The sequence below is a fragment of the Globicatella sp. HMSC072A10 genome (assembly GCF_001811625.1).
Lineage (GTDB): Bacteria > Bacillota > Bacilli > Lactobacillales > Aerococcaceae > Globicatella > Globicatella sanguinis.
Genome location: NZ_KV805709.1, coordinates 1 through 11,710, shown reverse-complemented (window position 1 = coordinate 11,710; position 11,710 = coordinate 1). Strand labels below are relative to the sequence as shown.

Annotated in this window: 10 protein-coding genes; 9 read left to right on the top strand and 1 reads right to left on the bottom strand. The window is 33.3% G+C overall.

Annotated elements, in window-relative coordinates; translation table 11 throughout:
* The first annotated feature begins 398 nt into the window (after positions 1-398).
* Both dnaA and dnaN read left to right on the top strand, forming a co-directional pair.
* Positions 399-1,736: a chromosomal replication initiator protein DnaA gene (dnaA, locus tag HMPREF2811_RS05020; protein ID WP_071408369.1), complete on the top strand. Its 1,338-nt coding sequence runs from the start codon at positions 399-401 to the stop codon at positions 1,734-1,736.
* A gap of 164 nt (positions 1,737-1,900) precedes the next feature.
* Positions 1,901-3,049, top strand: coding sequence for a DNA polymerase III subunit beta (gene dnaN / locus HMPREF2811_RS05015; protein ID WP_071408368.1), 1,149 nt, complete (start codon positions 1,901-1,903; stop codon positions 3,047-3,049).
* Positions 3,050-3,400: 351 nt separating this feature from the next.
* Here dnaN and HMPREF2811_RS05010 read toward each other — a convergent pair whose 3' ends face one another.
* A complete protein-coding gene (locus tag HMPREF2811_RS05010; protein ID WP_071408367.1) occupies positions 3,401-4,171 on the bottom strand; it encodes a M15 family metallopeptidase in 771 nt (256 codons plus the stop codon).
* Positions 4,172-4,484: 313 nt separating this feature from the next.
* Between HMPREF2811_RS05010 and yaaA the strand changes: the two genes are divergently transcribed.
* The 7 genes from yaaA (at position 4,485) to rpsR (ending at position 11,584) form a co-directional block, all read left to right on the top strand.
* Positions 4,485-4,727 carry a S4 domain-containing protein YaaA gene (gene yaaA / locus HMPREF2811_RS05005; protein ID WP_071408366.1) on the top strand — a complete coding sequence of 81 codons (243 nt, stop codon included), beginning with the start codon at positions 4,485-4,487 and terminating at the stop codon, positions 4,725-4,727.
* Entirely contained in the window at positions 4,717-5,859 is a 1,143-nt protein-coding gene (gene recF / locus HMPREF2811_RS05000; RefSeq protein WP_071408365.1) for a DNA replication/repair protein RecF, read from the top strand. Before yaaA ends, recF begins: the two co-directional genes overlap by 11 nt.
* A gap of 4 nt (positions 5,860-5,863) precedes the next feature.
* Entirely contained in the window at positions 5,864-7,774 is a 1,911-nt protein-coding gene (gyrB, locus tag HMPREF2811_RS04995) for a DNA topoisomerase (ATP-hydrolyzing) subunit B (protein WP_071408364.1), read from the top strand.
* A gap of 28 nt (positions 7,775-7,802) precedes the next feature.
* Positions 7,803-10,352 carry a DNA gyrase subunit A gene (gene gyrA / locus HMPREF2811_RS04990; protein ID WP_071408363.1) on the top strand — a complete coding sequence of 850 codons (2,550 nt, stop codon included), beginning with the start codon at positions 7,803-7,805 and terminating at the stop codon, positions 10,350-10,352.
* Between the two features lie 145 nt (positions 10,353-10,497).
* Complete coding sequence (gene rpsF, locus HMPREF2811_RS04985) at positions 10,498-10,797, top strand: 30S ribosomal protein S6 (RefSeq protein ID WP_066126585.1); 300 nt, start codon at positions 10,498-10,500, stop codon at positions 10,795-10,797.
* A 38-nt stretch (positions 10,798-10,835) separates the two neighbouring features.
* Positions 10,836-11,327 carry a single-stranded DNA-binding protein gene (ssb, locus tag HMPREF2811_RS04980; protein WP_071408362.1) on the top strand — a complete coding sequence of 164 codons (492 nt, stop codon included), beginning with the start codon at positions 10,836-10,838 and terminating at the stop codon, positions 11,325-11,327.
* 23 nt (positions 11,328-11,350) lie between these two features.
* A complete protein-coding gene (gene rpsR, locus HMPREF2811_RS04975; protein WP_066126588.1) occupies positions 11,351-11,584 on the top strand; it encodes a 30S ribosomal protein S18 in 234 nt (77 codons plus the stop codon).
* Positions 11,585-11,710: the final 126 nt, after the last annotated feature.

Here is an 11,710-nt window from a genome sequence, read left to right as displayed (position 1 = left end):
TACGCTGGCTAATTTAAACTTGAAATTTGCCACATTTTTTTAATATTTCAATAAAGTTATCAACAGATCATCATTGCTTTGTGCACAACTCCTTTTTTATTGCGGGATTTGCACATCTTTTTACACAATTATGCACATATAAACAGGTCGAATATTTTTAAATTATTTATCCACAATTTCTGTGCATAACTCTAACAATATGTGTTATAATAAGCTCGTTAGTTTCATATTATCCACAGAACCTTGTGGAAATTATTGGCTTATAAACAGTTATCCACATTTTTTATTAACATGTTGATAACTCTTTTGTTTAAATGTGGATGATTCTATTATCATAGTTATCCACAATTTATGTTATAATTTTACTTACAAAGTAAATTATTAAGTGAGGTGAAGAAATGATTGATAAAGAAGAATTTTGGCAAGGTGTCACGAAATATTTACAAGAAATTTTATCAGATTCTTCTTTTTCTAATTGGGTTAAACCAGTTAAACCATCTAGAATTACAGAAGACACTATTTCTCTAACAGTTCCCAATAATTTAATCAAAACGCGATGGGAAAAACATTTAGCTGGCTATATCCTTCAATATAGTTTGGAATATTATGGTAGAGAAATTTCGCCTATTTTCATCGTGGTAGGTGAGGTCGCGAATATTGATTTTCCAGTCGAACCCCCTAGTATGAACCCTGTTAAAGGGAATAACTATGCTTCTGGTTTAAATCCAAATTATACCTTTGATACATTTGTTGTTGGTGAAGATAATAAAATGGCAAACGGTGCAGCTTTAGCCGTATGTGATAGTCCTGGGAAAACTTATAATCCATTTCTTATTTATGGCGGTGTTGGTTTAGGTAAAACGCATTTGATGCACGCAATTGGTAACGAAATTAAACGAAAAAATCCTAATGCACGGATCAAATATGCAACGACTGAGACCTTTACCAATGATTTCATTAATAGTATTACCCATAATAAGACCGAACAATTTAAAAAAATGTATCGTGATGATATTGACGTACTTTTAATGGATGATATTCAGTTCTTATCCAAAAAGGATAAAACACAAGAAGAATTTTTCCACACTTTTAATGATTTGTTCAATGCTGGAAAACAAATCGTTTTAACATGTGATCGTCTCCCTAACAATATTGATAGCTTAGAAGAACGCTTAATTTCTCGATTTAAGTGGGGCTTATCTACCGATATTACCCCTCCTGATTTAGAAACTCGAATTGCGATTTTAAGAAAAAAAGCTTTAAATGATAATTTAGATATTAACTCAGAAGCCTTAACTTATATTGCTAATAATGTGGATTCAAATATTCGTGAGTTAGAGGGAGCTTTATTAAGAGTTATTGCCTATGCAGCTATAAGTGGGGAAGAAATTACCACTAATTTAGCAGCAAAAGCCCTAAATGCCTTAATTGGTTCTACTACTGAAAAGGAAACGAATATCAATGATATTATTACAACTGTCGCTAAGTTTTATTCCATTACAGCTGATGATATCAAAGGTTCAAAACGGGTGAAAAATATTGTGTTTCCACGTCAAGTTGCGATGTATTTATCACGTGAACTAACTGATTTATCTTATCCAAAAATCGGAGAAGATTTTGGAAATAAAAATCACACTACTGTGATGCATGGATACGAAAAAATAGCCGAATTAATTGAATCAGATCCACAAGTAAGACAAGAAGTAAAAGAATTAAAACAAAGGCTAAAAAATTAACCTGTGGATAACTTTTAAAGATATCAAGAGACAATCCACATAGTTTTAGACAGGTAGAATGCGTTTATAATAAGCTCTACCATGATTTATCAACATAATCAACAGCACTTATTACTAATACTATTATATATATAATAAACTATATATTATTAAAGGAGTTCCAAATGAAATTTTCTATTAAACGATCTATCTTTTTAAATCAATTATCAAATGTAACTCGAGCTATACCAGGTAAATCCACGATTCCTATTTTAACTGGAGTTAAATTAGAATTAACCAATAATCAATTAATATTAATTGGTAGTGATTCTGAAATTTCTATTGAAAGTATTATTTCAGTAAACGATGATTTAAATGAATTAGAAATTGAAAAAACAGGTAGTGTGGTATTACCTGCACGCTTATTTAATGAAATTATCCGCAAATTACCGACTAATAAATTAACAATTGAAGTAAACGATCAATATACAGCTACCATAACATCTGGTCAAGCAACATTTAATGTGATTGGCGTTGCAGGTGACGCTTATCCTAAATTACCAACAGTAGAAACTACAAACGGTATTAATTTACCTTCTACTATTTTTAAACAATTAATTAATCAAACAATCTTTTCTGCTTCAAATCAAGAGAGTAGACCTATCTTAACTGGACTTCATCTCATTAATAAAGGTTCATTTGTTTCAGCTATCGCAACCGATAGCCATCGATTAAGTAAACGAGAAATGCCGTTTACTAATGAAGTAAGCGAAACTGAATTCGAATCGATTACTATACCTAAAAAAACAATGTTAGAATTAATGCGTATTGCAGAAGATGAACAAGATTTAACGATGATTATTTCTCAACAACAAGTTATTTTCTTACTAAATGACGTTACTATTTACTCTAGATTATTAGAAGGAATGTATCCTGATGCCGAGCGTTTAATACCAACAGAATATCAAAGTGAAATTGTAGTGAATTCAACTGAGTTTTTAAATGCGATTGATCGCGCTTCATTAATGTCACGTGAAGGAAGCAGTAATGTCGTACAAATGACGATTGAAAATAGAGAAGTGGTATTATCTGTTCGTGGCAACGAATTAGGAAAAGTTGCGGAAGTGATTGAAACTAAAAAAATCGAAGGAAAAGATATTAAGATATCCTTTAACCCAGACTATATGAAAGATGCATTAAAATCATTTGATGGTTCTGATATTTCTCTTCAGATGCAATCAGCTGTAAGACCCTTATTATTACAGTTAGACACACCAAGTGAAATTGAAAATAATCGTCTATTACAATTATTAACTCCGATTCGTACACATTAAAATAATAATTAATGAGAATGGAAGTAGACCAGAAGTAGAAATTTGAATAATTTTCGCTTCGTTTGTCCACCCCCGCACAGTTGAGTAGGTCTTAAACAAGTCTTTCCCCGCACAGTTGAGTTGGTCTCAAACAAGTCCTTAAGACGCAGATTGAGGCCACTCAACCACTGCGCTTTTAATTAACTAACAATAATCTTAATTAAATTTATCAAGTTTATGCCCACTCCCTTTTTTAAATGTACAATTTATGCTTATGCTCTGTTATTTTACAAATAAAAAACGGTATTAAGAGTAGCTTTATTGAAGATTATCTTCATTCTCTTAATACCGTTAATTTTATTATATTTAATTTTAATCTAGCTCTTGACGACTATCACGTTCTTGAATCAAGGCAATATATTCTTCTAAAACCAAACCATGTTTATGGATAAATTCAGCGTGTTCAACGCCGACATATCTAAAATGCCAAGGTTCAAAATTTATTTTAGTAATGTCCGTTTTACCTTCTAAATATCTTAATATAAAACCATAATGATGAGCATTTTCAGCTAACCATTGAGCTGAGGGTTCATATTGGTAACTCACATATAATTCATAACCAAATTCAGCCCCTAATAAATCTACCGCTAATCCAGTAGTATGTTCACTGCCATTACTTGGTGCAACATACTGATCTGTCATGTATTGAGCATCGGCTTCACTATAACCTTCGTATAAATAACTATTAAATCGACTTTCATAGTTAAAAGCTTGTTCAGCAATACTGCGATATCCTGAAATGAAATTATAATAATAACCTACCTCAGCAGCAGCTGCACGCATTTCAGCTAAAGGGGTAGCCATTGCTTCGTGATAGGGTTGGCCATTTTCAGAATAAACAAATGGAATGTAAGGATCATATTCTAATAAATTATCGCGGTTGACTAAAAATAATAAAGGATCGTCTATACTCGCTGATTCTGGCAATTCTTTAATCAATTGATCAATGGTTATCGAATCGTCACTTGGGCGAATATCCTCAACATCTGGTAAATGATAAGTAGTCTCAGATTGTGCTTGAATATTCGAAACGCATAAGACACTTGACAAAAGTAAAAACAAAGTAAAAATTTTATATTTCACAATCTTCTCCTTTAATAATGAATTGTTATTATTATATCATAAACTTTTTAATTGGAGAATGCGAGGAATTTTTACTTTTTCGAAATAAAACGTTTTCTTTTAGGGAAAATTATTCTTCGATGCTTTATTATTAAAAAAAAGATACTTATTTTTAATAATAAGGTTAAATAAACAAAACATACTAAATTTACTTCCTTTTGTATTAGGGCCTTTTTTTTTAGAATTATTTGTGATTTTACGATAAAAGATGTATAATTTAAGATATAGCTAATTATAAGATTGACAAGAAATAATAGAATGAATAGGTGAGTTCATGGAGAAAAAGATAATTAAAATTGAAGAGGAATTTATAACTTTAGGTCAATTATTAAAGTTTGAATCCATTATTTCAAGCGGTGGTATGGCTAAATGGTATCTAAGTGAATTTCCGGTAACCTTAAATGGCGAACCTGAAAATCGAAGAGGTAAAAAATTATATAATGGAGATGTGATTTCATTTTTAAATGAAAATCTTGAAGTAACGATTTCATCTCCAATACAAAAATATGAAAATTAAAGAAATTGAATTAATTAATTATCGTAACTATCGCCATGCAAAACTAGAATTTAATGATGGATTAATTATCTTAACAGGAGAGAATGCCCAAGGTAAAACCAACCTCCTTGAGGCAATTTTTTTATTGTCTTTAGCAAAAAGCCATCGTACTAATCGTGACCAAGAAATGGTTTTTTGGGATGAAGAACATGCCATTGTTAAAGCCATTGTAGAAAATAAATCTTATGAATTTCCATTAGAAATTATTTTAAATAAAAAAGGAAAAATTGCTAAAATTAACCACATTGAGCAAGCGAGATTAAGTCAATTTGTTGGTCAATTGAATGTAATTTTATTTGCTCCAGAAGATATGCAATTAATAAAAGGTTCTCCTTCACTTCGTAGACGTTTCTTAGATGTCGAAATTGGACAATCACAACCGGTCTATTTAAATGAACTACAGCAGTATAATCGAATCTTAAAACAACGTAATCAGTATTTAAAACAATTTGGTTATTCTAAACAATTCGATGAACTATTTTTTGATGTCCTCACAACGCAATTAATTGAAAAAGCAACAAAAGTTATTCAATATCGTGCGCAATTTATTCAACAATTAGAAAAATTAGCCTTTCCTATTCATTATCAATTATCAAATGAGCGTGATCAATTATCACTTAAATATCAGGCAAGTAGTTCAAAATTAGATTATGATTCCCTTTCAACTTTATCGCAACAATTGACAACCCTCTTCAAGCAATCTCTTAAAAGAGAAAAAGAAACGGGTGTGACAGCTTATGGCCCCCATCGAGATGATTTAATATTTTATATTAATAATCAGCCTGCTCAATTTTTTGGTTCTCAAGGACAACAACGAACGATTGTTTTAAGTATTAAATTAGCCGAAATTGAGTTGTTTAATCAAATTCGCGGGGAATATCCTATCTTACTGCTAGATGACGTTTTATCGGAATTAGACGATCAAAGACAGTTGTTACTTATGCAACAAATTGAAGGGAAAGTGCAAACTTTTTTAACTACTGCAACGATACATGGGCTAAAAATACATCAATTAGAGGACCCGCAAATTTTCTATATAAAAAAGGGCTCTGTTTCAATCAATAATGAAATAATTCAACCAGATAAGGAGTAATAAAATGACAGAACAACAACAATATAATGCTGATCAGATACAAGTTCTAGAAGGACTTGAAGCCGTTAGAAAAAGACCAGGGATGTATATTGGTTCAACAAGTGGTGAAGGGTTACATCATTTAGTATGGGAAATTGTCGATAACTCAATTGATGAGGCTTTGGCAGGATATTGTACACATATTGAAGTCATTATTGAAAAAGATAATAGTGTCACTGTCATCGATAATGGACGTGGTATCCCAATTGATATTCAAGCCAAGACAGGTAGACCAGCTGTTGAAACAGTGTTTACTGTCTTACATGCGGGTGGTAAATTCGGCGGTGGCGGTTATAAAGTTTCTGGAGGACTTCACGGGGTAGGTGCTTCTGTTGTTAATGCCCTTTCTTCTTATTTAACGGTTGAAGTGTCAAGAAATGGCAAGATTTATCAACAAAAATTTGAACGCGGAAAAATATTAAACGATTTAACCGAAGTAGGTGAATCAACTGAAACGGGAACACGTGTAAACTTTTTACCAGATCCTACTATTTTTAGAGAGACGATTGATTTTAATTATACTAAATTAATGCAAAGAGTACGTGAGTTAGCATTCTTAAATAAAGGATTGAGACTGACTATTACAGACGTTCGTGATGAACGTGAGCAAGAGGATAGCTTCCATTACGAAGGTGGGATTAAAAGCTATGTTGAATATTTAAATGAAAATAAACAGGCAATTGTAGAAAATCCCATTTATTTAGAAGATGAAGCCGAAGGCATTCAAGTAGAAATTGCGATGCAGTACACTGATTCTTATCATACCAATATTTTATCATTTGCAAATAACATTCATACACACGAAGGTGGAACGCACGAAGCTGGCTTTAAAACGGCTTTAACCCGTGTCATCAATGATTATGCAAGAAAGTCTAATTTGCTTAAAGATAACGATGAAAATTTAAGTGGTGAAGACGTGCGTGAAGGACTCACTTTAATTTTGTCAGTTAAGCATCCAGATCCACAATTTGAAGGACAAACCAAAACTAAATTAGGTAATTCTGAAGTGAGAACCATTACGGACCGGATTTTCTCTGCTGGTTTTGAACAATTTTTAATGGAAAATCCTAAAATTGCTCGAGTTATTGTAGATAAAGGTATTTTAGCTGCTAAAGCAAGAATGGCAGCTAAACGTGCACGAGAAATGACCCGTAAAAAGAATGTTCTAGAGATTGCTAATTTACCAGGAAAATTGGCAGACTGTTCAAGCAAAGACCCTGAACAATCTGAATTGTTTATTGTCGAGGGGGATTCTGCTGGGGGATCAGCTAAACAAGGACGTTCGAGAATGTTCCAAGCCATCCTACCAATACGAGGAAAAATTTTAAATGTTGAAAAAGCTTCGATGGATAAAATTTTAAATAATGAAGAGATACGTTCATTATTTACGGCAATGGGAACTGGTTTTGGTGGTGAATTTGATGTTGCCAAAGCTCGTTATCATAAATTAATTATTATGACCGATGCCGATGTCGATGGCGCTCATATTCGTACGCTATTATTAACGCTAGTTTTCCGCTACATGCGTCCTTTATTAGATGCAGGTTATGTGTATATTGCCCAACCGCCTTTGTATCAAATTAAACAAGGTAAAAAAGAAATGTATATCGCAACAGAAGAAGAATTACGCGAATGGCAAAAAGAAAACCCTGATGCACGTTATTCTTTACAACGTTATAAAGGTCTTGGAGAAATGAATTATGAACAATTATGGGAAACGACAATGAATCCAGAAAATCGCCGTATGTTAAGAGTGTCAGTTGAAGATGCGCGTGAAGCAGATCAAGTTATGGACATGTTAATGGGGGACGAAGTAGGACCACGTCGTAATTTTATAGAAGAAAATGCTGTTTTTGTTAAGAACTTAGATATCTAGAAAACGAATAGAAAGGAAAAAATAATGAATGAGTGAATTGTTTGATCAAAAAAGAGATTTCGAAACGATAAATTTACCAGACGAAATGCGTAATTCATTCTTAGATTATGCGATGAGTGTTATTGTGGCTCGTGCGGTTCCCGATGTTCGTGACGGATTAAAACCGGTTCATCGTCGTATTCTTTATGGAATGAATGAATTAGGCGTAACACCTGATAAACCTTATAAAAAATCAGCGCGGATTGTTGGGGATGTTATGGGGAAATATCACCCACACGGTGACTCTGCTATCTATGAAGCAATGGTCCGGATGGCCCAACCTTTCAGCTATCGACAAATGTTAGTCGATGGTCACGGGAACTTTGGTTCTGTCGATGGAGATGGTGCCGCTGCGATGCGTTACACAGAAGCAAGAATGAGTAAAATTGCCCTAGAGATGTTGAAAGACATCAATAAAGATACGATTGATTTTCAAGAAAACTACTCTCAAGAAGAGAAAGAACCCGTTGTATTACCTGCACGCTTCCCTAATTTATTAGTGAATGGAACAAGTGGGATTGCTGTTGGGATGGCAACCAACATCCCTCCGCATAACCTTGGTGAAGTAATTGATGCTTTAAATTTATTAATGAGAAACCCTGAGGTAACAGTCAATGAATTAATGGAAGTATTACCTGGTCCGGATTTTCCTACAGGCGCTATCGTAATGGGTAAATCAGGTATTCGCAAAGCTTATGAAACCGGCAAAGGAAAAATAATTATTCGTTCACGAGTAGAAATTGAACAACTTTCAAATGATCGCGAACGAATTGTTGTAACTGAAATTCCTTATGGTGTAAATAAAGCAAAAGTTGTTGAAAGAATTGCTGAATTAGCCAGAGAAAAGCGTATCGAAGGTATTACTTATGTTGCTGATGAATCAGGCCGTGAAGGTATGCGGATTGTTATTGATGTCAGACGAGACACCAGTGCCAATGTCGTTTTAAATAATTTATATAAATATACAGCTTTACAAGTATCTTTTGGATTTAATATGCTAGCCATTGATAAAGGTGTTCCAAAAGTACTTTCTTTAAAAGAAATCTTAGAAAAATATTTAGACCATCAAGTTGAAGTTATTCGTCGTCGTACTGCTTTTGAAAAACGTAAAGCAGAAGACCGCGCGCATATCTTAGAAGGATTACGTATTGCTTTAGATGTAATCGATGAAGTAATTGCAATTATTCGCGGTTCAAGAGAAGCGGAAATAGCTAAAAATACTTTAATTGAACGTTTTAATTTAACACCTATTCAAGCGCAAGCGATTTTAGATATGCGTTTGGTTCGTTTAACTGGTTTAGAACGTGAAAAAATCGATAAAGAATATGATGATTTAATTGCATTAATTCAAGATTTAACAGATATTTTAGCAAATGAAACGCGCGTTCTTGAGATTATAGAAGATGAATTAGCGGATATTAAATTAAGATTTGACGATGAACGTCGTACGGAATTACGTATTGGAGAATTAACTAATATTGATGATGAAGATTTAATTGAAGAAGAAGATGTTTTAATTGCATTAACAACCAATGGTTATATTAAACGTATGACCCAAGATGAATTCCAAGTACAAAATCGTGGTGGTCGAGGCGTAAAAGGGATGGGATTAACCGATGATGATGAAATTCAATCATTAATTTCATGTTCTACACATGATACTCTCCTCTTCTTTACGAATTTAGGAAAAGTATACCGCACCAAAGGTTATGACATTCCGGAATATGGACGAACAGCTAAAGGATTACCGATTGTTAATTTAATTAATATTGAAAAAGATGAATATGTTAAAGAAATGATTAAAGTTCGTTCAGAAGGAAATGAAACCGATAAATACTTATTCTTTGTGACGAAACAGGGTGTCGTGAAACGTTCTGATGCAAATGAATTTACAAGTATCCGCAATAATGGGTTACGTGCGATTAATATGCGTGAGGAAGATGAGTTAATCAAAGTCCTAGTAACCAATGGTGGTGAAAATATTATTATTGGTACTCATAACGCCAATGCGATGGCTTTCAATGAAGAAGATGTACGTGTAATGGGACGAACAGCAACGGGTGTTCGTGGTGTGAAATTACGCGAAGGCGACTATGTTGTAGGGGCCGCTTTATTAAAACCAGACAGTGAGGTCTTAGTTGTCACTGAAAAAGGTTATGGTAAACGTACAGCAGCTACTGAATATAGCATTAAAAACCGTGGTGGATTAGGAGTTAAAACTTCTAATATTAGTGAGAAAAGTGGTAAACTCGCGGGTATCGTAACAATTGATAATCCAGAAGCTGAAGATTTAATGTTAATGACCGACCAAGGGGTTATTATTCGATTCAATGTTGATAGTATTTCTCAAACCTCTAGAGCCACTTTAGGGGTAAAAATGATAAGAGTCGATGATAATGCGATAGTAAGTTCTATTACAAAAATCATCAAAACAGATGATGAGGCAGAAGATGTTGCAACACTAGAATCTGCTAATGATGAGGGTATGGAAGAAAACGACGACATAATTGCTGAAAATGATTCAGAATTAGAAGAATAACCATTTTTCAACATCTGATAAAAAGGTATTGAAATAGAAATCATTTCACGGTATAATTAATAAATGTGAGTAATTAGCATTAATTTGCTATCGCTCCTTGCTCTATCTTGAATAGAGCCAAAAGACCAAAAGGAGGTATACAGTAATGAGTCAAACAACAAAATATGAAATTTTATATATCATTCGTCCTGACTTAAACGATGACGCTAAAAAAGAATTAGTTGAGCGTTTCGATAAAATTCTAACAGACAATGGTACGACAGTTGTTGAATCTAAAGACTGGGCGAAAAGACGCTTCGCATACGAAATTAACGATTATAAAGAAGGTATTTACCACTTAGTAAACGTTGAAGCTTCTGATGCAAAAGGTATCGACGAATTCGCTCGTTTAGCTTTAATCAACCGTGACATTTTACGTCACATGATTGTTAAAATTGAAGACTAATTTGTTTCACGTGAAACATTTCAAAGGAGGACCTTGTTATGAATAATGTACAATTGATTGGACGTCTAACTCGTGATATTGACTTAAGAAAAACACCGCAAGGTGATTCAGTAGGCCGTTTTACACTTGCTGTCGATCGTAACTATAAAAATAAACAAGGTGAATATGATGCCGATTTTATTAATTGTACTATTTGGCGCGGTGCCGCAGACATTTTAGCTCGCTATGCACAAAAAGGGACTAAAATTGCTGTAGATGGTAATATCCGTACAGGTAGTTATGAAAATCAACAAGGCCAAAGAGTTTACACAACAGAAGTTTATGTAAATAATTTCTATTTTGTAGAATCAAGATCACAAAGAAATGATCAAGGTCCAGCATCATCTAACTTTGGAAATTCAAATTATAATAATCAAACAAGTCAACAAAATAACTATTCGTTCAATAATGATTTTAATCAATCATCTTCTCCATTTGAGGATTTCAATGGATCATCGGTTGATATTTCTGAGGACGATTTACCATTTTAATAGAATTTAAGGAGGAATAAAACATGGCACAACGTCGTGGAGGAAGACGCAGAAGAAAAGTATGTTTTTTCTGTGCAAACCATATTGATCACCCAGATTACAAAGATGTTGAATTATTAAAACGTTTTGTATCAGAAAAAGGTAAAATTTTACCTCGTCGTGTAACTGGTACATGTGCAAAACATCAACGTGCTTTAACATTAGCCATTAAACGTGCAAGAATTATGGGATTATTACCATTCTCTGTACAAGACTAAAAAAATATTTATAAACTGGAATAAAAAGTCCAGAGAAAAAGCCGAGAAACATTTCAAAATGAGATGCTTCTCGGCTTTTCATATGGTTTTAAATGGCTCTACAACTTTTTGTGGGTCCCCACAAGA